The 24,880-nt window shown below is 53.5% G+C and carries 20 protein-coding genes, 2 tRNA genes and 4 rRNA genes; 10 read left to right on the plus strand and 16 right to left on the minus strand.

The genetic code is table 11. The annotated features are described in order from the left end of the window. Position 1: 1 nt before the first annotated feature. A complete protein-coding gene (gene aroE / locus WLO31_RS01765) occupies positions 2 to 820 on the plus strand; it encodes a shikimate dehydrogenase (RefSeq protein ID WP_435928829.1) in 819 nt (272 codons plus the stop codon). After that, positions 817 to 1,074 (plus strand): DUF1488 domain-containing protein, encoded by a 258-nt coding sequence (locus WLO31_RS01770; RefSeq protein WP_435928830.1) that lies wholly within the window; start codon positions 817 to 819, stop codon positions 1,072 to 1,074. The genes aroE and WLO31_RS01770 overlap by 4 nt, the downstream gene beginning before the upstream one ends. On the opposite strand, the gene WLO31_RS01775 is transcribed toward WLO31_RS01770, so the two are convergent. After that, positions 1,050 to 1,604, minus strand: coding sequence for a gamma carbonic anhydrase family protein (locus tag WLO31_RS01775; protein ID WP_435928831.1), 555 nt, complete (start codon positions 1,602 to 1,604; stop codon positions 1,050 to 1,052). The genes WLO31_RS01770 and WLO31_RS01775 overlap by 25 nt on opposite strands. A gap of 501 nt (positions 1,605 to 2,105) precedes the next feature. Between WLO31_RS01775 and WLO31_RS01780 the strand changes: the two genes are divergently transcribed. From WLO31_RS01780 to rrf (WLO31_RS01805), 6 genes are all read left to right on the plus strand, one after another. Further along, positions 2,106 to 3,648 (plus strand): 16S ribosomal RNA (locus WLO31_RS01780). 85 nt (positions 3,649 to 3,733) lie between these two features. Next, a tRNA-Glu gene (locus WLO31_RS01785) sits at positions 3,734 to 3,809 on the plus strand. A 221-nt stretch (positions 3,810 to 4,030) separates the two neighbouring features. Next, positions 4,031 to 6,937, plus strand: a 23S ribosomal RNA gene (locus WLO31_RS01790). A gap of 106 nt (positions 6,938 to 7,043) precedes the next feature. Next, a 5S ribosomal RNA gene (rrf, locus tag WLO31_RS01795) occupies positions 7,044 to 7,159 on the plus strand. A gap of 139 nt (positions 7,160 to 7,298) precedes the next feature. Continuing rightward, positions 7,299 to 7,374: transfer RNA gene (locus WLO31_RS01800), tRNA-Thr, on the plus strand. 39 nt (positions 7,375 to 7,413) lie between these two features. Further along, a 5S ribosomal RNA gene (rrf, locus tag WLO31_RS01805) occupies positions 7,414 to 7,529 on the plus strand. Together the 16S, 23S and 5S rRNA genes with 2 tRNA genes alongside form the textbook arrangement of a ribosomal RNA operon. Positions 7,530 to 7,594: 65 nt before the next feature. On the opposite strand, the gene WLO31_RS01810 is transcribed toward rrf (WLO31_RS01805), so the two are convergent. The 15 genes from WLO31_RS01810 to msrP form a co-directional block, all read right to left on the minus strand. Continuing rightward, a complete protein-coding gene (locus WLO31_RS01810) occupies positions 7,595 to 8,353 on the minus strand; it encodes an amino acid ABC transporter ATP-binding protein (RefSeq protein WP_435928832.1) in 759 nt (252 codons plus the stop codon). 8 nt (positions 8,354 to 8,361) lie between these two features. Continuing rightward, positions 8,362 to 9,462 carry an amino acid ABC transporter permease gene (locus tag WLO31_RS01815; protein WP_435930477.1) on the minus strand — a complete coding sequence of 367 codons (1,101 nt, stop codon included), beginning with the start codon at positions 9,460 to 9,462 and terminating at the stop codon, positions 8,362 to 8,364. 9 nt (positions 9,463 to 9,471) lie between these two features. After that, positions 9,472 to 10,653: an amino acid ABC transporter permease gene (locus WLO31_RS01820; RefSeq protein WP_435928833.1), complete on the minus strand. Its 1,182-nt coding sequence runs from the start codon at positions 10,651 to 10,653 to the stop codon at positions 9,472 to 9,474. 69 nt (positions 10,654 to 10,722) lie between these two features. Continuing rightward, positions 10,723 to 11,748, minus strand: coding sequence for an amino acid ABC transporter substrate-binding protein (locus WLO31_RS01825; protein WP_435928835.1), 1,026 nt, complete (start codon positions 11,746 to 11,748; stop codon positions 10,723 to 10,725). Between the two features lie 385 nt (positions 11,749 to 12,133). Beyond that, positions 12,134 to 12,355 (minus strand): hypothetical protein, encoded by a 222-nt coding sequence (locus WLO31_RS01830; protein ID WP_435928836.1) that lies wholly within the window; start codon positions 12,353 to 12,355, stop codon positions 12,134 to 12,136. A gap of 297 nt (positions 12,356 to 12,652) precedes the next feature. Continuing rightward, on the minus strand, positions 12,653 to 12,949 hold the full coding sequence (gene fis, locus WLO31_RS01835; protein ID WP_000462905.1) for a DNA-binding transcriptional regulator Fis: 297 nt from the start codon (positions 12,947 to 12,949) through the stop codon (positions 12,653 to 12,655). Positions 12,950 to 12,974: 25 nt separating this feature from the next. Beyond that, positions 12,975 to 13,940, minus strand: coding sequence for a tRNA dihydrouridine synthase DusB (gene dusB / locus WLO31_RS01840; protein ID WP_435928837.1), 966 nt, complete (start codon positions 13,938 to 13,940; stop codon positions 12,975 to 12,977). 337 nt (positions 13,941 to 14,277) lie between these two features. Then, positions 14,278 to 15,159, minus strand: a complete 882-nt coding sequence (gene prmA, locus WLO31_RS01845; RefSeq protein WP_435928838.1) for a 50S ribosomal protein L11 methyltransferase — start codon at positions 15,157 to 15,159, stop codon at positions 14,278 to 14,280. A gap of 11 nt (positions 15,160 to 15,170) precedes the next feature. Further along, positions 15,171 to 16,625, minus strand: coding sequence for a sodium/pantothenate symporter (panF, locus tag WLO31_RS01850; protein ID WP_435930479.1), 1,455 nt, complete (start codon positions 16,623 to 16,625; stop codon positions 15,171 to 15,173). Next, complete coding sequence (locus tag WLO31_RS01855) at positions 16,615 to 16,857, minus strand: YhdT family protein (protein WP_435928839.1); 243 nt, start codon at positions 16,855 to 16,857, stop codon at positions 16,615 to 16,617. Before WLO31_RS01855 ends, panF begins: the two co-directional genes overlap by 11 nt. Before the next feature lie 264 nt (positions 16,858 to 17,121). Next, complete coding sequence (gene accC, locus WLO31_RS01860; protein WP_435928840.1) at positions 17,122 to 18,468, minus strand: acetyl-CoA carboxylase biotin carboxylase subunit; 1,347 nt, start codon at positions 18,466 to 18,468, stop codon at positions 17,122 to 17,124. A gap of 10 nt (positions 18,469 to 18,478) precedes the next feature. Then, complete coding sequence (gene accB, locus WLO31_RS01865; RefSeq protein WP_435928842.1) at positions 18,479 to 18,958, minus strand: acetyl-CoA carboxylase biotin carboxyl carrier protein; 480 nt, start codon at positions 18,956 to 18,958, stop codon at positions 18,479 to 18,481. Between the two features lie 21 nt (positions 18,959 to 18,979). Then, positions 18,980 to 19,432 (minus strand): type II 3-dehydroquinate dehydratase, encoded by a 453-nt coding sequence (gene aroQ / locus WLO31_RS01870; RefSeq protein ID WP_435928843.1) that lies wholly within the window; start codon positions 19,430 to 19,432, stop codon positions 18,980 to 18,982. A 226-nt stretch (positions 19,433 to 19,658) separates the two neighbouring features. Then, positions 19,659 to 20,264: a protein-methionine-sulfoxide reductase heme-binding subunit MsrQ gene (gene msrQ / locus WLO31_RS01875; protein WP_435928844.1), complete on the minus strand. Its 606-nt coding sequence runs from the start codon at positions 20,262 to 20,264 to the stop codon at positions 19,659 to 19,661. After that, positions 20,265 to 21,269, minus strand: coding sequence for a protein-methionine-sulfoxide reductase catalytic subunit MsrP (msrP, locus tag WLO31_RS01880; RefSeq protein ID WP_435928845.1), 1,005 nt, complete (start codon positions 21,267 to 21,269; stop codon positions 20,265 to 20,267). It lies immediately after the preceding gene. A gap of 291 nt (positions 21,270 to 21,560) precedes the next feature. On the opposite strand from msrP, the gene csrD reads away from it, so the two are divergent. Both csrD and mreB read left to right on the plus strand, forming a co-directional pair. Next, positions 21,561 to 23,501 carry an RNase E specificity factor CsrD gene (csrD, locus tag WLO31_RS01885; protein WP_435928846.1) on the plus strand — a complete coding sequence of 647 codons (1,941 nt, stop codon included), beginning with the start codon at positions 21,561 to 21,563 and terminating at the stop codon, positions 23,499 to 23,501. 306 nt (positions 23,502 to 23,807) lie between these two features. Then, positions 23,808 to 24,851 (plus strand): rod shape-determining protein MreB, encoded by a 1,044-nt coding sequence (mreB, locus tag WLO31_RS01890; protein ID WP_000913396.1) that lies wholly within the window; start codon positions 23,808 to 23,810, stop codon positions 24,849 to 24,851. The last annotated feature ends 29 nt before the right edge of the window (positions 24,852 to 24,880 follow it).

Here is a 24,880-nt window from a genome sequence, read left to right on the forward strand (position 1 = left end):
AATGGAAACTTTCGCCGTTTTCGGTAATCCGATCCAACACAGTAAATCGCCGCAGATACATAAGCTGTTTGCTGAGCAACTTAATATTGATCATCCTTACGGTCGCATCCTTGCCCCCGTGGAGGCGTTCCCGGCATCCCTGGAGTCGTTCTTTAACGCTGGCGGCAAAGGGGCAAATATCACCATGCCGTTTAAAGAGCAGGCGTTTGCCCGCGCGGATGAGCTGACTGAACGCGCCGCCCTGGCAGGCGCGGTGAATACTTTGAAGCGTCTGGAAGATGGCCGCCTGCTGGGTGACAACACTGACGGCATCGGTTTACTTAGCGATCTGGAACGTTTGTCGCTGATAAAACCGGGCGATCGTATTCTGCTGTCGGGCGCTGGCGGGGCGGCCAGAGGCGTATTGCTTCCTCTTCTGTCCCTTGACTGCGCGGTGACTATTACCAACCGCACTTTTACGCGGGCAGCAGAGCTGGCAAAACTGTTTAGCCATACCGGTAGCGTGCAGGCGGTTGAGCAGCAGAGGCTGGAGGGGCATGAATTTGATTTAATCATTAACGCAACTTCCAGCGGCGTTAACGGTGATATTCCCTCGCTTCCTGCGTCCTTGCTGTCGCATAACGTAGGCTGCTACGACATGTTCTATCAGTCAGGGCTTACTCCCTTCCTGAGCTGGAGCGCGCAGCACGGCGTTCAGCAGTATGCCGACGGGCTGGGAATGCTGGTGGGCCAGGCGGCGCATGCTTTCCTGCTATGGCATGGGGTGCTGCCAGATATTGCGCCGGTAATCGAAAAGCTTCAGCAGGAAATGGCAGCGTGAACCAGGCGATCCAGTTTCCCGATCGCGAAGCCTGGAGTGAGCGGCATAATGCGATTTGCTTCCCGGCGATCGTCAACGGCTTCCAGCTAACGTGCGCAATCTCAGGGGAGAGCGTCGCCAGCCGTTATGGTGGCGACGGCTGTCAGGAATGGCTTATGCTGTTCCGGACCCATCGATGGGATCTGGAAGAAGAAGTACAACTTCTGATCCTCAATGAGCAAGACGACGATCAGGGCTGGTACTGGTTATCCTGAGCCAGGTATTCATCTTTCCAGCGCACATAGTTATTCGCGGAGTATTTAAGTCCTTCAAGCTCCGCCTCTTTCAATGGACGAACCTGCTTCGCTGGGCTTCCCAGATATAAATAGCCGCTTTCCAGACGTTTGTTCGGCGAAACCAGGCTACCCGCTCCGATCATGACATCGTCTTCTACTACCACGCCATCCAGCAAAATTGATCCCATCCCAACCAGCACACGGTTTCCTATAGTGCAGCCGTGAAGCATAACCTTATGTCCGATGGTGACGTCCTCGCCTACGATGAGCGGATTACCTTCCGGGTTATAGGAAGATTTATGGGTAACGTGCAGAACACAGCCATCCTGAATATTGGTTCGCGCGCCAATAGCCACATAGTTCACGTCGCCGCGAATCGCCACTAACGGCCAGATACTGACATCGTCGGCCAGACGGACGTCGCCAATCACCACACTGGAAGGATCCAACATCACGCGTTGGCCTGTTGCAGGAAACATTTTCTGAAAGGGACGTAATACAGCAGTCATAACAACCTCTGAGAATTCATTGCGTAGATAAACTCTGGCTGCTTTTTTGACCATTAGCAAGGGGGTAAAACGCTATAAAGAGAGCGGATCGGGCAAGATCTCATCGAAAAGGGTGAAAACTAAACACTTAAAAGAAAAGATCGAAAAAAGACTTGTGCAATAAATCGGGATCCCTATAATGCGCCTCCATCGACACGGAACATGTGAACAACATCACAGAGTAACGGCGGCGATGAGAGTTAAAAAATCCTGAAAGTGAGGGTTGACTCTGAAAGAGGAAAGCGTAATATACGCCACCTCGCAACAGCAGGCGAAGCCGCTCGTTGCACCGCTCTTTAACAATTTATCAGACAATCTGTGTGGGCACTCGCAGGATTGATATCTCAGCATCTGCGGATGCAAAAAAATATCAAGCCTTAAAGTGACCAGACAGTAATTCATTATGAATTATGTGAATGTAATCTTTGAGCACCGCTTACAGATGTAAGCAAATCAAGCTTTTAATTGAAGAGTTTGATCATGGCTCAGATTGAACGCTGGCGGCAGGCCTAACACATGCAAGTCGGGCGGCAGCGGAAAGTAGCTTGCTACTTTGCCGGCGAGCGGCGGACGGGTGAGTAATGTCTGGGAAACTGCCTGATGGCGGGGGATAACCACTGGAAACGGTGGCTAATACCGCATAACGTCGCAAGACCAAAGAGGGGGACCTTCGGGCCTCTTGCCATCAGATGTGCCCAGATGGGATTAGCCAGTTGGTGAGGTAACGGCTCACCAAAGCGACGATCCCTAGCTGGTCTGAGAGGATGACCAGCCACACTGGAACTGAGACACGGTCCAGACTCCTACGGGAGGCAGCAGTGGGGAATATTGCACAATGGGCGCAAGCCTGATGCAGCCATGCCGCGTGTATGAAGAAGGCCTTCGGGTTGTAAAGTACTTTCAGCGGGGAGGAAGGCGGTGCGGTTAATAACCGCGCCGATTGACGTTACCCGCAGAAGAAGCACCGGCTAACTCCGTGCCAGCAGCCGCGGTAATACGGAGGGTGCAAGCGTTAATCGGAATTACTGGGCGTAAAGCGCACGCAGGCGGTCTGTCAAGTCGGATGTGAAATCCCCGGGCTCAACCCGGGAACTGCATCCGAAACTGGCAGGCTAGAGTCTTGTAGAGGGGGGTAGAATTCCAGGTGTAGCGGTGAAATGCGTAGAGATCTGGAGGAATACCGGTGGCGAAGGCGGCCCCCTGGACAAAGACTGACGCTCAGGTGCGAAAGCGTGGGGAGCAAACAGGATTAGATACCCTGGTAGTCCACGCCGTAAACGATGTCGACTTGGAGGTTGTGCCCTTGAGGCGTGGCTTCCGGAGCTAACGCGTTAAGTCGACCGCCTGGGGAGTACGGCCGCAAGGTTAAAACTCAAATGAATTGACGGGGGCCCGCACAAGCGGTGGAGCATGTGGTTTAATTCGATGCAACGCGAAGAACCTTACCTACTCTTGACATCCAGAGAACTTGCCAGAGATGGCTTGGTGCCTTCGGGAACTCTGAGACAGGTGCTGCATGGCTGTCGTCAGCTCGTGTTGTGAAATGTTGGGTTAAGTCCCGCAACGAGCGCAACCCTTATCCTTTGTTGCCAGCGAGTAATGTCGGGAACTCAAAGGAGACTGCCAGTGATAAACTGGAGGAAGGTGGGGATGACGTCAAGTCATCATGGCCCTTACGAGTAGGGCTACACACGTGCTACAATGGCGCATACAAAGAGAAGCGACCTCGCGAGAGCAAGCGGACCTCATAAAGTGCGTCGTAGTCCGGATCGGAGTCTGCAACTCGACTCCGTGAAGTCGGAATCGCTAGTAATCGTGGATCAGAATGCCACGGTGAATACGTTCCCGGGCCTTGTACACACCGCCCGTCACACCATGGGAGTGGGTTGCAAAAGAAGTAGGTAGCTTAACCTCCGGGAGGGCGCTTACCACTTTGTGATTCATGACTGGGGTGAAGTCGTAACAAGGTAACCGTAGGGGAACCTGCGGTTGGATCACCTCCTTACCTGAAAGATACGTTCCGCGCAGTGTCCACACAGATTGTCTGATAGAAGTAAAGAAGCAAGGCGTCTTGCGAGTGAGACTTCAGTGTCCCCTTCGTCTAGAGGCCCAGGACACCGCCCTTTCACGGCGGTAACAGGGGTTCGAATCCCCTAGGGGACGCCACTTGCTTGGTGACAGGTGAAAGGTGTCGCTAAAAAATATCTTAAAACTGACTTTTACAGTCGGCTTTAAGATATTGCTCTTTAAAAATCCGGAACAAGCTGAAAATTGAAATGACATGTCGTCTCATTCTTCCGTAATAAAGAATGAGAATACGATATGTCCGAGTCTCTCAACTTTTCACAACAGACGGGTGTGTCTCACGAGACACCTTCGGGTTGTGAGGTTAAGCGACCAAGCGTACACGGTGGATGCCCTGGCAGTCAGAGGCGATGAAGGACGTGCTAATCTGCGATAAGCGCCGGTAAGGTGATATGAACCGTTATACCCGGCGATTTCCGAATGGGGAAACCCAGTGCAATCCGTTGCACTATCGTTAAGTGAATACATAGCTTAACGAAGCGAACCGGGGGAACTGAAACATCTAAGTACCCCGAGGAAAAGAAATCAACCGAGATTCCCCCAGTAGCGGCGAGCGAACGGGGAACAGCCCAGAACCAGCATCAGTCTGTGTGTCAGTGGAAGCGTCTGGAAAGGCGCAGGGTACAGGGTGATACTCCCGTACACAAAGACACACTTGCTGTGAGTTCGACGAGTAGGGCGGGACACGTGGTATCCTGTCTGAATATGGGGGGACCATCCTCCAAGGCTAAATACTCCTGACTGACCGATAGTGAACCAGTACCGTGAGGGAAAGGCGAAAAGAACCCCGGCGAGGGGAGTGAAACAGAACCTGAAACCGTGTACGTACAAGCAGTGGGAGCCTCTTTATGGGGTAACTGCGTACCTTTTGTATAATGGGTCAGCGACTTATATTCTGTAGCAAGGTTAACCGTATAGGGGAGCCGCAGGGAAACCGAGTCTTAACTGGGCGTTAAGTTGCAGGGTATAGACCCGAAACCCGGTGATCTAGCCATGGGCAGGTTGAAGGTTGGGTAACACTAACTGGAGGACCGAACCGACTAATGTTGAAAAATTAGCGGATGACCTGTGGCTGGGGGTGAAAGGCCAATCAAACCGGGAGATAGCTGGTTCTCCCCGAAAGCTATTTAGGTAGCGCCTCGTGAACTCATCTCCGGGGGTAGAGCACTGTTTCGGCTAGGGGGCCATCCCGGCTTACCAACCCGATGCAAACTGCGAATACCGGAGAATGTTATCACGGGAGACACACGGCGGGTGCTAACGTCCGTCGTGAAGAGGGAAACAACCCAGACCGCCAGCTAAGGTCCCAAAGTCATGGTTAAGTGGGAAACGATGTGGGAAGGCACAGACAGCCAGGATGTTGGCTTAGAAGCAGCCATCATTTAAAGAAAGCGTAATAGCTCACTGGTCGAGTCGGCCTGCGCGGAAGATGTAACGGGGCTAAACCATGCACCGAAGCTGCGGCAGCGACGCGTATGCGTTGTTGGGTAGGGGAGCGTTCTGTAAGCCGTCGAAGGTGGCCTGTGAGGGCTGCTGGAGGTATCAGAAGTGCGAATGCTGACATAAGTAACGATAAAGCGGGTGAAAAGCCCGCTCGCCGGAAGACCAAGGGTTCCTGTCCAACGTTAATCGGGGCAGGGTGAGTCGACCCCTAAGGCGAGGCCGAAAGGCGTAGTCGATGGGAAACAGGTTAATATTCCTGTACTCGGTGTCACTGCGAAGGGGGGACGGAGAAGGCTATGTTGGCCGGGCGACGGTTGTCCCGGTTTAAGCGTGAAGGTGTGAAGACCAGGCAAATCCGGTCTTCTTTAACACTGAGGCGTGATGACGAGGCACCACGGTGCTGAAGTGACAAATGCCACACTTCCAGGAAAAGCCTCTAAGCTCCAGGTGACACAGAATCGTACCCCAAACCGACACAGGTGGTCAGGTAGAGAATACCAAGGCGCTTGAGAGAACTCGGGTGAAGGAACTAGGCAAAATGGTGCCGTAACTTCGGGAGAAGGCACGCTGGCGCGTAGGTGAAGCGGTTTACCCGTGGAGCTGAAGCCAGTCGAAGATACCAGCTGGCTGCAACTGTTTATTAAAAACACAGCACTGTGCAAACACGAAAGTGGACGTATACGGTGTGACGCCTGCCCGGTGCCGGAAGGTTAATTGATGGGGTTAAGCGCAAGCTGAAGCTCCTGATCGAAGCCCCGGTAAACGGCGGCCGTAACTATAACGGTCCTAAGGTAGCGAAATTCCTTGTCGGGTAAGTTCCGACCTGCACGAATGGCGTAATGATGGCCAGGCTGTCTCCACCCGAGACTCAGTGAAATTGAAATCGCTGTGAAGATGCAGTGTACCCGCGGCAAGACGGAAAGACCCCGTGAACCTTTACTACAGCTTGACACTGAACACTGGTCCTTGATGTGCAGGATAGGTGGGAGGCTTTGAAGCGCGGACGCCAGTCTGCGTGGAGCCATCCTTGAAATACCACCCTTTAATGGCTGGTGTTCTAACGTGGACCCGTAATCCGGGTTGCGGACAGTGTCTGGTGGGTAGTTTGACTGGGGCGGTCTCCTCCTAAAGCGTAACGGAGGAGCACGAAGGTCAGCTAATCACGGTCGGACATCGTGAGGTTAGTGCAAAGGCATAAGCTGGCTTGACTGCGAGAGTGACGGCTCGAGCAGGTGCGAAAGCAGGTCTTAGTGATCCGGTGGTTCTGCATGGAAGGGCCATCGCTCAACGGATAAAAGGTACTCCGGGGATAACAGGCTGATACCGCCCAAGAGTTCATATCGACGGCGGTGTTTGGCACCTCGATGTCGGCTCATCACATCCTGGGGCTGAAGTAGGTCCCAAGGGTATGGCTGTTCGCCATTTAAAGTGGTACGCGAGCTGGGTTTAGAACGTCGTGAGACAGTTCGGTCCCTATCTGCCGTGGGCGCTGGAGAATTGAGGGGGGCTGCTCCTAGTACGAGAGGACCGGAGTGGACGCATCACTGGTGTTCGGGTTGTCATGCCAATGGCACTGCCCGGTAGCTAAATGCGGAAGAGATAAGCGCTGAAAGCATCTAAGCGCGAAACTTGCCCCGAGATGAATTCTCCCTGACCCTTCAAGGGTCCTGAAGGAACGTTGAAGACGACGACGTTGATAGGCTGGGTGTGTAAGTGCAGCGATGCATTGAGCTAACCAGTACTAATGATCCGTGAGGCTTAACCTTACAACACCGAAGGTGTTTTGGTGCGAGACGATTTAATTTTCAGCGATGTTCAGGATTGACGCTGAGGGTCACGTGTTTAAGGTGACGGTCAGCGGTACAGAATATGCCTGGCGGCAACAGCGCGGTGGTCCCACCTGACCCCATGCCGAACTCAGAAGTGAAACGCCGTAGCGCCGATGGTAGTGTGGGGTCTCTCCATGCGAGAGTAGGGAACTGCCAGGCTCTAAATTAGCAGTAACGGTAGTAATACGAGGCAAAACGTTGCGAAGCAACGGCCCGTAGGGTGAACAAAGTTCATCAACTGCCATGCTGCAGATTAGTAAAGTTTGCTTTTAAAGCAGGCGGTTATAAGAATTAGCGTGCTGATATGGCTCAGTTGGTAGAGCGCACCCTTGGTAAGGGTGAGGTCCCCAGTTCGACTCTGGGTATCAGCACCAGTTTTTAAGTTAAAGTTCGACAATTTAATAAAGAATTTGCCTGGCGGCAACAGCGCGGTGGTCCCACCTGACCCCATGCCGAACTCAGAAGTGAAACGCCGTAGCGCCGATGGTAGTGTGGGGTCTCCCCATGCGAGAGTAGGGAACTGCCAGGCTCCAAATAAACAAAAAGGCCATCCGCAAGGATGGCCTTTTTGTTTTGCTTCATCATCAGAATATATCAATGGATAACCTGCGACAGGAAGGCGCGCGTACGCTCTGACGTCGGATGGGCAAAGAACTCATCCGGCGGAGCCTGTTCAACAATCTCACCGCGGTCCATAAAGATCACCCTGTCTGCGACCGTCCTGGCGAAGCCCATCTCATGCGTTACGCACAGCATTGTCATCCCTGACTGTGCAAGACCAATCATGGTATCCAGCACTTCCTTGACCATTTCTGGATCGAGCGCCGAAGTGGGTTCATCAAACAGCATTATCCTGGGCTTCATACACAGCGAACGGGCGATCGCCACGCGCTGCTGCTGTCCGCCGGAGATTTGGCCGGGAAACTTATGGGCATGCTCTGCGATGCGTACCCGCTCCAGATAGTGCATGCCAAGCTCTTCGGCCTCTCTCTTCGGCATCTTTTTCACCCAGATCGGCGCCAGCGTGCAGTTCTGCAGCACGGTCAGATGAGGGAAAAGGTTAAAGTGCTGGAAAACCATCCCTACCTCAGTGCGCACTTTCTCAATATTGCGCAAATCATCATTCAGCTCCGTTCCGTCGACAACGATACGCCCTTTCTGATGCTCTTCGAGATGGTTAATACAGCGGATGGTGGTTGATTTGCCCGAGCCCGACGGGCCGCAAAGCACGATACGTTCTCCCTGCTTAACCTTCAGGTTTATGTCCTTCAAAACATGAAACTGTCCGAACCATTTATTCACGTTCTCAAGCAGGATCATCGCTTCAGCAGGTTGTATGATAGTTTGGCTCATTGTTATCCTCAGTGCGGTGCTCGCCCGGTGTTAAAGCGCTTTTCCAGGTGCTGGCTGTAGCGCGACATGCTGAAACAGAAAGCCCAATAGATCAGGGCGGCAAAAACGTAACCTTCGGTGGACATGCCCAGCCAGGCGGGATCCACAGTAGCCTGTTGCACGCTACTAAACAGATCGAACAGGCCAATGATGATCACAAGGCTTGTATCCTTAAACAGCGCAATGATCGTATTGACCAGTCCCGGGATCACCAGTTTTAACGCCTGCGGTAAAATCACCAGTCCCTGGGTTTTCCAGTAGCCAAGAGCCAGAGATTCTGCCGCTTCGTATTGGCCTTTAGGCAAAGCCTGTAAGCCACCGCGGACCACCTCGGCGACGTAAGCCGACTGAAACAGGATAACGCCGACCAGGGCGCGGATCAGCTTATCGATGTTTGTGCCTTCCGCAAGAAACAGCGGCAGCATGACCGATGACATAAACAGCACGGTGATCAGCGGAACGCCACGCCAGAACTCGATAAATACTACCGATAATATTCTTACCACCGGCATGCGCGAACGACGTCCGAGCGCCAGCAGGATCCCCAGCGGCAAAGCGCCAGCGATCCCTACGGAAGCAATGATAAGCGTTAACGTCAGGCCTCCCCACTGGCGCGTCTCCACGCGTTCCAGCCCCAAAAAGCCTCCATACATCAGCCACCAGACAACCAGCGGATAGAAGATTGCCCAGGCCGCGATATAGCGCCCGCGACGAGGCATAGCATTCCAGAACATCGGCACGATGGAGAGCAGGCCAATAAGCAAAGCGAGATTGATACGCCAGCGCTGATCGAGAGGGTAAAGGCCATACATGAACTGGCCGAAGCGGGCGTGAATGAATACCCAGCAGGCGCCTTCTTTGGTGCAGTCGGCCCGCGTCTCGCCGGTCCAGTTCGCCTGAAAAAGGGCCCAGTTAAGCAACGGCGGGATGAGCTCCCACATCATCCATACACAGAAGAGCGTCAGCAGACCGTTGGACCAGCTTGAAAAAAGATTCTTACGAACCCATTGCAACGGACCCGACCGCACGACTTTTGGGGCAGCCTGATGGGAGGTTAAGGCTTTCGTCATCATGGTTCCTTAGCGCTCAATCAGGGCTATGCGGCGGTTATAGATATTCATCAGCAATGAGATGCTCAGGCTGATAAGCAGATAAACCGACATGGTGATAGCAATGGTTTCGATGGCCTGCCCGGTCTGGTTTAGCACCGTACCCGCAAACAGCGACACCATATCCGGATAGCCGATAGCCGCCGCCAGAGAAGAGTTCTTCACGATATTGAGATACTGGCTGGTCAGCGGCGGAATAATAACCCGCAGGGCCTGAGGAATAATGACCTGGCGTAACGTCACCGTATTGGGCAGCGCAAGGGAACGCGCGGCTTCATGCTGGCCATAGGGCACTGACTGAATACCGGCGCGGATAATCTCGGCGATAAAAGCTGAGGTATAAACCGACAAGGCGAGAGTCAAAGCCGCCAGTTCAGGGATCAACACCATCCCGCCGCGGAAGTTAAAGCCGCGTAAGGCAGGCACGTCCCAGTGCAGCGCTGCGCCGAAAACTCCCAGCGCCGCAGCCGGAAGTAAAATCAGTAATCCTAACGCGGCGGGCCATGTACGGCGAAGCTGTCCGGTTTTGATTTGATGCGTTTTGTTATAGCGAAAGAGACCAGCAGAAACGGCAACCGCCGCTATTATCGCCACAATAAAAGCCGGCGCCCCTTCTCCCACCTGCGGCGAAGGAATATATAATCCGCGGTTGCTGAGAAAAAGCAGGTCAAAGGCATTTATCGCCTGACGGGGGCCGGGCAGGTTACGCAGGACGGCAAAGTACCAGAAAAAGATTTGCAGCAGCGGCGGGATATTGCGGAACGTCTCAATGTAGATGATCGACAGTTTGCGTAGCAGCCAGTTTTCAGACAGACGGGCGAGACCCAGAAAGAATCCGATGAAGGACGCAAAAACGATACACAGCGCGGATACCAGTAACGTATTCAATAACCCGACAACAAAAACCCGGCCGTAGGTATCGCCCTGCTGATAATCAATCAGATGCTGAACGATGCCAAAGCCGGCGCTGCGGTCGAGAAATGCAAAACCTGAGGTGATGCCGCGATTATTAAGGTTGGTGACGGTGTTGTGTATCAGATAAGCCGCAATGCCAACCACAATGGCGACGGCGATAATCTGATACAGCCATGCACGAACCCTGGGGTTAGAAAAGGAGAGATCTCCTTTTACGGATGGGCGACGTTGGAACATAAGCGAACCTCAGTAACGTAAACTCAAACACTGGGCGCCGCTACGCAGCGCCCATTTCTGACGTTTCGCTTAGCGAACTGGCGGAGCGTACTGAATACCGCCTTTGTTCCACAGGTTGTTTTGACCACGTTTAATTTTCAGCGGGCTTTCAGAGCCGACGTTATGCTCGAAAATCTCGGCGTAGTTGCCGACCTGTTTGACGATGTTGTAAGCCCATTTGTTGTCGAGTTTCAGGTCCTTACCAAAGTCGCCTTCTTTTCCTAACAGATGCGCCATATCCGGCGTTGTCGGGTTGGCCGCCATTTGATCGACGTTCTTAGAATCCACGCCCATCTCTTCGGCATTCAGCATGGCGAACAACGTCCAGCGCACGATGGCGAACCAGTCTTCGTCACCGCGACGAACTACCGGGCCCAGCGGTTCTTTGGAAATAACTTCTGGCAGAACGATCCATTCAGCCGGATTGCTCAGCTTAATGCGCAGCGCGTAGAGCTGGGACTGGTCGGAGGCGAGCGTATCGCAGCGGCCTGATTCCAGCGCCTTAGCGGATTCGTCTGAACGGTCGAAGGTGACCGGCGTGTAATTCATCTTATTGGCTTTGAAGTAGTCCGCCACGTTCAGCTCGGTATCCGTACCGGCCTGGATGCAAACCGTTGCGCCATCCAGCTCTTTAGCGCTCTTCAGGCCGGCTTTGTTATGCGTCAGAAAGCCGATGCCGTCGTAATAGGTCACGCCGGTGAAAATCATCCCCATGCCCGCATCGCGCGAGGAGGTCCAGGTGGTATTGCGAGACAGGATATCCACTTCGCCAGACTGCAATGCGGTGAATCGTTCTTTGGCGGTCAGCGGCGTGTATTTCACTTTAGAGGCATCGCCAAATACCGCGGCGGCCACGCCGCGACAAACGTCCACATCAATACCGGTAAATTTGCCGCCCGCATCGGCATATGAGAAACCGGGCAGGCCATCGCTGATGCCGCACTGCACAAAACCTTTCTTTTTCACTGCATCAAGCGAGGTGCCGGCATGAGCCTGACCTGCAATGGCTAACAACGAACCGGCTGCAACCAGAGTGGCTATCATTAACTTTTTCATAATGCATCCTGTGTGGAGAAATTATCGTTATATTTGCGGCTCCCTGAGGGCCGTTTTTGCTGTCTGTGGCATCCGCCAGTTTCTTTAAAGCAAAGGCAATGCCAGGATTGCAGCGGGCGTATTGCGCGTACGTTTGCCGCAGTAAGCTGAGTGTAGACAGGAAAATATGCGCTCAACGCCCCGAATCGGTGCAAAACTGAAACCTGCGCCACATTTCGGAGCAAAAAATGTTCAGAGTTTGCCAGGGCGAAAAGAGCTGCTTTCAGGCGTTATATAGTAGCGATGATATTGTTCAGGAAGGAATGTGAGGATTATCACGATGTGGAATGCAAGGGGATGAACAGGCAAAACAAAAAAGCGCGAGGGTTACCCGCGCTTTTTAACGCTATTTCGTCAGGGCAACGATACCCAGGGTTAAACCTGCAACGGCCGCCGCGCCTCCGGCGATAGCGCCTGCGGTTTCCCAGTTATCCTGCGTTGTGCCTTTCATACAGGTGTTGGTATGCACCAGGCGGCCCTGGTCGTCATAGACCGGCACGCAAGGTGAGTTGGTCGCACATCCAGCCAGAAGCGTGGAAAGGAGAGCGGCAGCAATTAACTTTTTCATTTTCAAACCTCTGATGCAAATCCCGGGGCAGGGATAACTCTCGCTGGTGCGCCGGTAAGCGCACTGAGTCTTCGCAAAATCCACCCCGGCGTGAATGCGCTTATTTTATCATCGCCATCAGGACGGCAGGAGAAGGGAATAATTGCAATTCATGTGTACTGTAAACAAAGTGGAGAAAAGAGGGCGCTGAGGCAAAACTATGGAGAGAAAAGGGAGACGGGCTAAAAATGCGGGTAATAAAAAAGGCGCTTCCCCATGCCGGGTTGCGCCTTCTTAAACAACACTGACTGATTAGTATCAGTTCATGCCGTATTTTTTCAGTTTCTTGCGCAGCGTACCGCGGTTGATACCCATCATCAGAGCAGCACGGGTTTGGTTGCCACGGGTGTATTGCATCACCATGTCCAACAATGGCTGCTCTACTTCAGCCAGTACCAGCTCATACAGATCGTTTACATCTTGACCATTCAGTTGAGCAAAATAGTTCTTCAGTGCCTGTTTCACGGAGTCACGCAGGGGTTTTTGGGTAACCTGGTCCTGAGAGTTAACGGTAGAAACGGTCAGTACGTCAGAATTTACGCGTTGTTCGAACATAGTTCTGTCAGCTCTTTATTTCTGTTTACGCAAAATTTTCGAAGTATGCCTCCAACGCCGCAAGCTGTTCGCTTGCATCTTCAATGGCGTTGAATGTGCGCCGAAACTGGTCATCCGGAGCGTGTTCCTGGAGATACCAGGATACGTGTTTGCGCGCAATTCGGTATCCCTTTACCTGACCATAAAAGTCATGGAGTTCCCGAATGTGTGCACAAAGTAAGCGCTTCACCTCTGCCAGAGGCAAGGGCGGAAGCAGCTCTCCAGTGTCCAGATAGTGCTGGATTTCCCGAAAGATCCAGGGTCTTCCCTGAGCTGCACGTCCTATCATCAGAGCATCAGCCCCTGTATAGTCGAGCACAGCTCTGGCTTTAAGCGGGTCAGTAATGTCGCCATTCGCGATAACCGGAATGGAAACTTTCTGCTTAACTGCCCGAATACTGTCGTACTCAGCGTTTCCCTGGAATAAACAGGCGCGTGTGCGTCCATGAATTGTCAGGGCCTGAATGCCACATTCTTCAGCCAGTTGGGCAATCTCTACACAGTTACGGTGCGCCGTATCCCAGCCAGTGCGAATCTTTAACGTCACAGGAACGTCCACTGCCTTCACCACCGTCGTCACGATAGACCTCACCAGACTCGGGTACTGCAGAAGGGCTGAACCTGCCAGTTTGCGATTCACTTTCTTCGCCGGGCAACCCATATTGATATCAATGATCTGGGCGCCATTAGCCACGTTAATGCGTGCGGCCTCGGCCATTTCTTCAGGATCGCTTCCGGCAATCTGCACGGTGCGAATACCCGGCTCATCAACGTGTACCATCCGTAAACGGGATTTGTCGCTTGCCCAAACTTCTGGGTTAGACGACATCATCTCGGAAACGGTTAATCCTGCTCCCATCTCATAACACAGCGTTCTGAATGGCCTGTCGGTAATGCCAGCCATAGGTGCTGCGATAAGACGATTTCTGAGCTGGTGGTGTCCGATGCGCATGAGTTAAGAAATGACCATACTGTACCTGCAAGGCGGCGTATATTACGCATTTTTTACACGAGATGAAAGGACAAACTTTGAGCAATCCGCTGCTGTAGATCAATGAATCATAAAGATGTAGCAACTGATTATTTTATTTATATGATTTATCAATCGGTTAAGTAGCGTTGGTTGTTTTGTGCTCTTTTGAATTTTGCTGAAAATCATCAGCGATTAACCGTTATTAAAGGCGTTGATACCAGATAAACTGCTGGGTTTCTGCTCGATTTCGATGCTTTTATGCGAGCGAGGTCTCATTTTTCCGCTGGTGAAAGGGGGCGCAACGGCCCCCAAAATCTTAGCGCTTGATGCCCGTGATACGACACCACTCCTCTTTTTCGGCGACCGGGTCGAGGGTAAATTTATCCGCGTAGGCTTCGCAAACGCCTTCCGCCTGGCTTGCCAGCACGCCTGAAAGGCCCAGAAAACCGCCCTGAACGGGCAGGACGCTGATTAACGGCGCCAGTTCACGCAGCGGGCCTGCGAGGATATTAGCGACTACCACATCGGCGCTCATGGCTTCTGGCTGGTCTTTTGGCAGATAAAGCTCCAGGCGTTCAGAAACACCGTTACGCTGAGCATTATCACGGCTGGCCTGGATCGCCTGCGGATCGATATCAATGCCGATGGCTTTCGCCGCGCCCAGCTTCAGCGCGGCAATAGCCAGAATGCCGGAGCCGCAGCCGAAATCGATAACGGTTTTGCCTTCCAGATCCAGGCCGTCTAACCACTCAAGACAAAGGGACGTTGTGGGATGCGTGCCGGTACCAAACGCCAGACCGGGATCAAGCATCACATTCACGGCATTGGCATCAGGCACGTCGCGCCAGCTCGGGCAAATCCATAACCGCTTACCGAAACGCATTGGGTGGAAGTTATCCATCCACTCGCGCTCCCAGTCTTTATCTTCCAGCTGCTCGATTTTATGGTGGAAGCCCGTGCCCAGCAGAGGATGGTTTTCAAGGATGGCGACAACCTCCTGCATATCGGCTTCTGCGTCAAACAGACCAATCACGTCGGTATCGCCCCACAGGCGAGTTTCACCCGGCAGGGGTTCAAATACCGGCGTGTCGTGCGTATCCTGAAAGGTAACGGATACCGATCCGCTTTCAATCAGGGCATCGCCGAGTTCTTCAGCGTTTGAGCCGCTGGTATTAATCTTCAGTTGAATCCATGGCATGGCGAAACTCTTTATTTATCAGTAGGTGAAACAAGTGCCGGCTCCGGCAGCGTATGGCCAAAGCGGTTGCCGATGACGAAGGCCAGCAAACTTAATAATAGCGAAGGAACAATCGGGTGGAAGCCGAGCGGCTGGATAGTAAAGCTTGCCAGCAGGGCGTACAGCACGCCGCCGACGATCATCGCGCTCAACGCTCCCGCCGCATTGGCACGCTCCCAGTACAGACCCAGCACCAGCGGCCAGAGGAATACGGCTTCAAGGCCGCCAAAAGCGAGCAGGTTAAGCCAGATGATCATCTCCGGCGGACGCCAGGCGGCAAGCAATAACAGTACGCCTAATATCAGCGTGATCGCGGAGGACATTCGCTTAAGCAGCTTTTCATTGCGGATCTGCTCAGGACGCATATTCAGGTAGAGATCTTTGACGATCGTCGCCGAAGACTGAAGAAGCTGCGCGTTAATGGTCGACATAATGGCAGCCATCGGCGCCGCGAGAAAAATCCCCGCAGCTACGGGCGGCAGTACCGTTACCATAAGCGTCGGGATAACCAGATCGGGTACCTGTAAATCTGGTAACACGGCCCGTCCCAGCGCGCCCGCCAGATGCATCCCGAACATCAGCGCGGCCACGACAATAGTGCCGAGGATAATGCCGCGGTGAACGGCCTTGCTGTCTTTATAGGAGATACAGCGCACGGCGGTATGGGGCAAACCGATTACGCCAAAGCAGACCAGCACCCAGAACGAAGCCATAAAGGCAGGCGAAAGGATGTTATCCGCGCCCTGCGGAGAAACCAGCTTCGGGTCGATATGCTGAAGCTTATCAACGGCGCTTTCCAGGCCGCCTGCGGCGTGAATGACGCCAATCAGCAGCAGGACGGTGCCAAGCAGCATCACCAGCCCCTGCATGGCGTCGTTTAATACGCTGGCGCGGAAGCCGCCGAACGCGGTGTAAAGCGCGATGCTGATTCCAAAAATCAGCAGGCCGGTTTCGTAAGGAATACCTGCGGCGGTTTCGAGCAGGCGTGCGCCGCCGATAAACTGCACCGTCATCGCGCCGATAAACGCGACCAGCAGGCTCAGGCTTGCCAGCCAGACCAGCAGACGGCTCCGGTAGCGGGCATAAAGCATATCGTTGAGCGTCACCGCGTTGTAACGGCGGGCCAGGATGGCGAACTTTTTCCCTAAAATGCCTAAGGATAACCAGACGGCGGGGAGCTGAATCATCGCCAGCAGAACCCAGCCCAGACCGTATTTATAGGCAGCGCCCGGCCCGCCGATAAACGAGCTGGCGCTGATATAGGTAGCCGTCAGGGTCATCGCCAGCACAAAACCGCCCATCGAGCGGCTGCCGAGGAAATATTCGTTCAGGAAATTACCGGTGCGCCGCTTGCGCATGGCGTAAACGGATAAGCCAAACACCACGAGCAGATAAGCAATAAGGGGCAGGATCACTTCAGGCTGCATCATCATCCTCCAGCGGGATATCCCGGAAGATAAACTTCACCATCATCCAGCACAGCAGGATAAAGACCAGAGGTACCAGCAGGCAGGCCATCTCAAACCAGTGCGGCAGTCCCGTCGGGCCGATCCGGTCACCTGGTAAGTAAGCAGCCACTAACCAGGCTGCGAGATAGGCCAGGGTTAGCCACAGCGCCCAGCGCGCTTCTTTATGGGCCTGAACAAAACGCGTGTCCATTATTGTCCCTTGAGTTCGCGGAAAGCGGCGATTGTAACGCATAGCGGTGGATGGGGGGATCAAAAAAGAAAAGGCCGCATCAGCGGTCCTGAGACTAACGACAAACCTCTCGGCATCACGAAACTAAAGGGAGCAGTCATGTAAAAAAACACTTCATTGATTTTCGGCTGATAGTCACAAAAAAGGAAAAACCACGCTTTTTCCTTTTTTGTCAGCAATAAAAAGGCCGCGAGCGCGGCCTTTTTAGCGACATTGCGGAAAAACTTAGTCCTGAAGACCCAGTTTTTTCTCCAGATAGTGGATGTTGGTGCCACCGTGCTGGAAATGTTCGTCGTTCATGATACGGGTCTGCAGCTCAACGTTGGTTTTAATGCCATCGATGATCAGTTCCGCCAGGGCGTTCTTCATACGAGCGATCGCCACTTCACGGGTTTCGCCGTAGCAGATCAGCTTGCCAATCATAGAATCGTAGTACGGCGGCACTGTATAACCGGCGTAAATGTGCGATTCCCAGCGCACGCCAAAACCACCAGGCGCATGGAAGCGGGTGATTTTGCCCGGGCTTGGCAGGAAGGTGTTCGGGTCTTCGGCGTTAATACGGCATTCCACCGCGTGGCCTTTAACGTGAACTTCATCCTGCCTGATAGACAGCGGCTGACCGGCCGCGATACGCAGCTGTTCTTTGATCAGGTCAACGCCGGTGATCATTTCTGTTACCGGGTGTTCAACCTGAATACGGGTGTTCATCTCAATGAAGTAGAACTCGCCGTTTTCGAACAGGAACTCGAAGGTGCCCGCGCCGCGATAGTTGATATCGACACAGGCTTTCGCGCAGCGCTCGCCGATGAATTTACGCAGTTCAGGCGTGATGCCCGGCGCTGGCGCTTCTTCAACGACCTTCTGGTGACGACGCTGCATGGAGCAGTCGCGTTCTGCCAGATAGATTGCTTTGCCCTGACCGTCCGCCAGTACCTGAATTTCGATATGGCGAGGGTTCTCAAGGTACTTCTCCATATAGACCATGTCGTTGTTGAAAGCGGCTTTCGCTTCCGCACGGGTCATATTAATGGATTGTTCCAGCTCCGCATCGTTGCGGACCACGCGCATGCCGCGACCGCCGCCGCCGCCGGACGCTTTGATAATCACCGGGTAGCCGATGCGTTTCGCATGAGCGCGGTTTTTATCCATATCGCCGTCTAACGGGCCGTCAGAACCGGGCACGCAAGGTACGCCCGCTTTCTTCATGGCGTTGATGGCGGAAACCTTATCGCCCATCAGGCGGATAGTCTCGGCGCGTGGCCCAATGAAGATAAAGCCTGAGCGCTCAACCTGCTCGGCAAAGTTAGCGTTTTCAGACAGGAAGCCATAACCCGGGTGGATCGCTACCGCGCCAGTAATTTCAGCGGCAGAGATGATAGCCGGGATATTCAGATAGCTTTTTACGGACGGAGCCGGGCCGATACAGACCGTCTCATCCGCCAGTAATACGTGTTTTAAGTCGCGATCCGCGCTTGAGTGCACGGCGACAGTCTTGATGCCCAGCTCTTTACAGGCACGAAGAATACGCAGAGCAATCTCGCCGCGGTTGGCGATAACAATTTTATCCAGCATGTTCGCCTCGTTACTCGATGACGACCAGCGGCTCGTCATATTCTACCGGTTGACCGTTTTCAAGCAGGATGGCTTTCACCACGCCGGCTTTGTCAGCTTCGATCTGGTTCATCATTTTCATTGCTTCAACGATGCACAGCGTGTCGCCAACGTTAACTTTCTGGCCAACTTCAACGAACGCTTTCGCATCCGGGCTTGGGGTACGGTAGAAAGTACCGACCATCGGGGAACGTACGATGTGACCACTGACTTCAGCAGCCGCTGGCGCTTCCATTACCGGTGCGGTGGCTGGAGCAACAGCGTTAGACAGGCCCGGCTGCGGCTGCGGCTGGTACATTGGCGCGGCGTAAGCCTGTTGCATCATCGGGAAACCGTTGTTTGCCGGTGAACGACTGATGCGCACAGACTCTTCGCCTTCAGAAATTTCCAGTTCAGCGATGCCTGATTCTTCAACCAGCTCGATCAGTTTTTTAATCTTACGAATATCCATGAGTGGGTTCCGTACTCTTGTTTAGATGGATTTTGACAGGCGTTTTACCGCCGTCTGTAGTGCATATGAATAACCGTCAGCGCCTAATCCGCAGATAACGCCGACGGCTTTATCAGAAAGATACGAATGATGGCGGAACGGTTCGCGCGCATGCACATTGCTCAGGTGGATCTCGATAAACGGGATACTCACCGCCAGCAGGGCATCACGCAGCGCAACGCTCGTATGCGTAAACGCGGCCGGATTGATCAGGATAAAGTCGACGTTGTCTTTCGCCTGATGAATTCGGTCGATCAGCGCATACTCCGCATTCGATTGCAGGTGGCTGAGCGACACGTTGAGGGCTTTCGCTTCGTTTTCAAGCATGTTAACAATCTGTGCCAGAGTCTGGTCGCCGTATTTATCCGGCTCGCGCGTTCCCAGCATATTCAGATTTGGACCGTTCAAAAGCAAAATGTGAAAGTTACCCGACATCGTGCTGCCATCTCCCGCAATTTGTAGGCATTTTACAAAATATACCTAAGTTGCCCGGTTGTCACCTTCAGAGCACAAAAATGGCCCGTCAGAAAAACCAAAGTCGCACATTATAACCATTTCGTAGCATTTGGCAGCTAAATACTGGTCTTATCAGGGAAGATGATCAACCCATATCGCTATCGACGCCGCTCGGGGAGCCTGTTTTGCAGCGAGGGACACAATTTCAGGAGCGGGGCCACCAGCGGCGGAACTTCTTGTAACGCAGGGCGAGGAGAATGAATGCACCTGAGGCATAAAGCAAGGGCTGAGGGGAGAGAATCTTCACCGACCAGAGGTAGTGAATGGGTGCCAGGATCGCTACCAGATAGACGAAGTTATGCAATTTTTGCCAGCGTGAACCGAGCTTACGCTGTGCGCTTTGTGTGGATGTCGCCGCCAGCGCGAGCAGAACAAGCCAGCTAACGATGCCCAGTAAAAGGTAAGGACGCGTTACCAGCTCCTGACCAAGCAGGCTCAGGTTATTTATCCCCAGCTCTAATAATGAATAGCTGACCAGATGCAGCGTCGCCCAGGCAAAGCACCAGACGCCCAGCAACCGACGCGTGCGGATCAGCAAAGGCTGCCTGGCGTAGCGGGCAAGAGGCGTTACCAATAGCGTAGCCAGCAATAGTTTTAGCGCCATCCTGCCGGTAAAATGCTGAATATCTTTAGCCGGATCCGCGCTGAAAAGCCCCTGGCTGGCGGCAAATATCAGCCAGATAAAAGGTAAGAATGCGGCGAGATGCAGGGCCACCTTAAGCCAGATAATTTGCTTCGCTGTCAGTCGCACTCAGAAGTTCTCCTTGAGGTTCAGGCCCCGGTAGAGGGAGGCAACCTGTTCGGCATAGCCGTTAAACAGCAGCGTTGGCTGGCGTTTTACATCCAGCACGCCGCCGGAGCCGATAAACCTTTCCGACGCCTGAGACCAGCGCGGATGGTCTACATGCGGGTTCACATTAGCATAGAAACCATATTCATCCGGCGCGGCCATATTCCAGGTCGTTGGCGGCAATTCGCGAACTAATTTAATGCTGACGATAGATTTGATGCCCTTGAAGCCATATTTCCAGGGAACGGTGAGGCGGATGGGGGCGCCATTTTGCGGCGGCAGCGCTTTGCCGTAAACGCCTACGGTCAACATCGTCAGCGGATGCATGGCCTCATCGAGACGCAGCCCTTCCACATAAGGATATTTCAGACCGCCGCCAATAAAGCGATCCTCCTGGCCGGGCATCTGCTCGGGAGCATAGAGCGTTTCAAAGGCGACGTACTTCGCCTGGCTGGTCGGCTCGACAAGCGCCAGCAGCTTGCTGAGCGGGAAGCCGATCCACGGCACCACCATCGACCAGGCTTCCACGCAGCGCATACGGTAGATGCGCTCTTCTAACGGGAAGCGTTTGTAGAGATCGTCCAGATCGAGCGTCACAGGTTTGGCCACCTCGCCGCTGATTTTTACCTGCCAGGGATCGGTTTTCAGGCTGCCCGCATTGGCAGCCGGATCGGCCTTATCCAGCCCAAACTCGTAAAAGTTGTTATAGCCGGTAACCTTATCTTCCGGCGTCATGGGAAGTTTTGCCTGCCATTGCGCGGGCTGGCTGAACGTCAGCGGTTTGCCTGCCGGAGCCGGCGGGCGCTCGTTTCCTTTAAACCACGAAAGAATATCTGCGTCGGCCGTGCGTGGGAGAGAGAGCGCCGCCGCGCTGATGCCCAGCGCTTTAAGCACCTGACGACGTTTGAGCAGAAACACGGACTCTGGCGTAACGTCCGCTTCGGTCAGATGAGCAACTTTCTTCATGGCAATCTCCAGCAGGGCTTTTCACTAAGCATGACGGAGAAGTTGCATCCCGGCGAATATGTCACAAAAAATTGAAATTTGGGCCACGGCACTGTCGCAGTCGGGGCTTATTATTGGAAAAAACCGCCGGAGGGCTATACTCGCTAACGGGCGTCAGCAGCCGTTTTTTGCAATAAGCAGCGATATTTTGTCTGTGGGTATTTGCCTGGCATTGGCTTTTACTATGTAATGCCGCGTCAGTCATGGCCCGGTTTAAGGCGGCAATTTTCCTCATACGGAGTTAACTCAGGGATGCGATTAACGACGAAACTTTCTGCTTTCACCACCTTGCTAACCGGGTTTGCGATCTTGATGACGCTTATCGGCTGCTCGCTGAGCTTTTTTAACGCGGCGCACGAAAAAGTTAACCAGCGCGTGCTGGCCGTCGCCACCATTATTGATAACGAGCTGGTCATCTCCTCCCCGCAAGTATTGCTCGCGCGTCTCAATGAAATCATGGTTCCCGTGGATATCACAGAAATCCATCTCAGGATGGGTAATAAAGTGGTGTACGAGCATGAGCTGAAGCAGGTCTATAATCCCAGCGGCGCCCAATACGGCTACCGCAGCGTAACGGTTGAGTTGATGAAGCATCCCGGCATGTTCGTCAGCCTGACTTTCCGCGATCCCGTGGCTTATTATTACACCTCTCTGTTTAACACCGCGCCGCTTACCATCGCCATTGGCTTTATGATCCTGGTGCTCTTTTTTGCCTTGCGCTGGATGAAAAAACAGCTTGCGGGAGAAGAATTGCTGGAAGCCCGTGCCACCAGAATTCTTAACGGCGAGCGCAGCCCGGCGGTACGGGGCTCGGTGCTTGAGTGGCCAACCCGCGCCAGCAGCGCGCTTGACCTGCTGCTTTCCGATTTACAAAACGCGAGTGAACAGCGCAGCAGGATGGACACGCTGATTCGCGCTTTTGCCGCGCAGGATGCGAAAACCGGGCTTAATAATCGTCTGTTTTTCGACAATCAGCTGGCGATGCTGCTTGAGGATCAGGAGCAGGTTGGCGCATATGGCGTAGTGATGATTGTTCGCCTGCCTGACTTTGACACGCTTCACGATACCTGGGGCCGTCCCGCGGTGGAAGAGTACCTCTTTACGCTGATTAATATGCTTTCCACCTTTGTAATGCGCTATCCTGGCGCCTTGCTGGCGCGCTACTTTCGTAGCGATTTTGCGGTCCTGCTGCCGCACCGTACCTTAAAAGAAGCCGATGGCATTGCCAGCCAGCTTCTGACCGCCGTGGATACCCTGCCGCCGACCCGCATGTTAGATCGTAACGATATGCTGCATATTGGCATTTGCGCATGGCGTAGCGGGCAGACGAAAGAGCAGGTAATGGGGTGCGCTGAGGTCGCCACCCGTAACGCCTCTTTGCAGGGGGCAAACAGCTGGTCGGTATATGACGATAAGCTGCCAGAAAAGGGGCGCGGAAACGTTAAGTGGCGTACGCTTATTGAGCAGGCGCTGCGACGCGGCGGTCCACGCTTCTATCAGAAGCCTGCGGTAATGCGCAACGGTTATACCCATCACCGCGAAATCATGTGCCGTATCTTTGATGGTGAACACGAGGTCCTCTCGGCTGAGTATATGCCGATGGTAAAGCAGTTCGGTTTATTCGAGCAGTACGATCGCCAGCTAATAACGCGCGCCCTTCCTCTTATTAGCTTCTGGCCGGAAGAAACTCTGGCCATTCAGGTTACCGTCGACTCGTTGATTCGCGTGCCTTTTCAGCGCTGGCTCAGGGATGTGCTGATGCAATGTGAAAAATCGCTTCGTAAACGAATTATTTTTGAACTTGCAGAGGCAGATGTTTGTCAACACATCAGCCGGTTACAGCCGGTCATACGTTTAATTAAGGCTCTGGGCGCTCGCGTTGCGGTTGTTCAGGCGGGGTTAACCGTCGTGAGTACAACCTATATTAAGACGCTGGATGTGGAGCTGATTAAGCTGCATCCGGGGTTGGTGAGAAATATTGAGAAGCGTACCGAAAACCAGTTATTTATACAGAGTCTGGTTGAGGCCTGTAGCGGCACGCAAACGCAAGTTTTTGCCACGGGCGTAAGAAAGCGTGGCGAATGGCAGACTCTGGTAGAGAAAGGGGTAAGCGGCGCTCAGGGCGATTTCTTTGCCGCCTCAGCGCCTCTGGACAGCAACGTGAAAAAATATTCTCAAAGATACTCGGTTTAACCTGCCGTTTATCAAGTTTTCACGTAGAATAACGCGCGCTGCATCTCATGGGGACACATATGTCTGCCGGCCAGACTATCGCAGCATTTAATGTATCAGTTTGCTACTTGGCCCTGTTCGTTTAATCTACAGCGTTTGCTCACTTCCCGAGCGGTTTGTGAACCACTGTTTCTTGGGTGTAACGGGAAAGTAAACTGCACAAATTTTCACCGCTGCAGAACATTTATGCGCCTTGTCGCTGCAGCGTGTGGTTGGTAAAGTAAGCGGATTTTGTTTCCGCCCCAGCTTTCAGGATTATCCTTTAGTATGTTGAAAAAATTTCGTGGCATGTTTTCCAATGACCTGTCCATTGACCTGGGTACCGCGAATACCCTGATTTATGTAAAAGGACAAGGCATCGTACTGAATGAGCCCTCCGTCGTGGCCATTCGCCAGGATCGTGCCGGTTCACCAAAAAGCGTTGCTGCCGTAGGCCATGACGCAAAACAGATGCTGGGCCGTACGCCCGGCAACATCGCGGCTATTCGTCCAATGAAAGACGGCGTTATCGCTGACTTCTTCGTGACTGAAAAAATGCTGCAGCACTTCATTAAGCAGGTTCACAGCAACAGCTTCATGCGCCCGAGCCCGCGCGTGCTGGTGTGTGTGCCGGTTGGCGCAACCCAGGTAGAACGTCGCGCGATTCGCGAATCCGCCCAGGGCGCAGGCGCACGTGAAGTCTTTCTGATCGAAGAGCCAATGGCTGCCGCTATCGGCGCCGGCCTGCCGGTTTCTGAAGCAACCGGTTCCATGGTTGTGGATATCGGCGGCGGGACTACCGAAGTGGCCGTTATCTCCCTGAACGGCGTGGTTTACTCCTCTTCTGTGCGTATCGGCGGCGACCGCTTCGATGAAGCCATCATTAATTATGTGCGTCGTAACTACGGCTCCCTGATTGGCGAAGCAACGGCCGAACGTATCAAGCATGAAATCGGTTCTGCTTATCCAGGCGATGAAGTTCGTGAAATCGAAGTTCGTGGCCGTAACCTGGCTGAAGGCGTTCCGCGCGGTTTCACCCTGAACTCCAACGAAATTCTCGAAGCGCTGCAAGAGCCGCTGACGGGCATTGTTAGCGCCGTGATGGTTGCGCTGGAACAGTGTCCGCCTGAGCTGGCTTCCGACATTTCCGAGCGCGGCATGGTGCTGACCGGTGGCGGCGCCCTGCTGCGTAACCTCGACCGTCTGCTGATGGAAGAGACCGGTATTCCAGTAGTGGTTGCAGAAGATCCATTGACTTGCGTAGCCCGTGGCGGCGGCAAGGCGCTGGAAATGATCGACATGCACGGCGGCGACTTGTTCAGCGAAGAGTAATCAGCCGCAGATAAGGGGGAGTCGATGAC

The sequence above is a fragment of the Dryocola sharpae genome (assembly GCF_051307055.1).
Lineage (GTDB): Bacteria > Pseudomonadota > Gammaproteobacteria > Enterobacterales > Enterobacteriaceae > Dryocola.